1 protein-coding gene is annotated in these 342 nt (G+C 57.6%); it reads left to right on the forward strand.

Going from position 1 to position 342, the window contains the following annotated elements; translation table 11 throughout:
• Positions 1-342: hypothetical protein (locus tag B3K78_RS11900; protein WP_286695639.1), on the forward strand; the 342-nt coding region annotated here is incomplete at both ends.

Genomic DNA, 342 nt, shown 5'->3' on the forward strand with positions numbered 1-342 from the left:
TTATTGGGCGAGCTTTGCGAAGATGCCTCGAATCCGCAGCGGTGCTTGACCGATGGGCAAGATGCTTTGTGTGGTGCATTTGACCCTAATAGTGAAACGCCATTTTGCGGCGGTGGTGATCCGGGCACTCCGCCGGAGCTGCCGGTTGATCCCGCCGACTTACTGGGCGAACTCTGTGACGACACGTCCAATCCCCAACAGTGCTTAACCGATGGCCAGGATGCTTTGTGTGGTGCCTTTGACCCGAATAGTGAGACGCCATTCTGCGGCGGTGGCGACCCAGGTACTCCCCCAGAACTGCCGGTCGATCCCACTGACTTATTGGGCGAGCTTTGCGAAGAT

Source organism: Spongiibacter sp. UBA1325, from assembly GCF_002306875.1.
GTDB classification, from domain to species: Bacteria; Pseudomonadota; Gammaproteobacteria; order Pseudomonadales; family Spongiibacteraceae; genus Spongiibacter; species Spongiibacter marinus.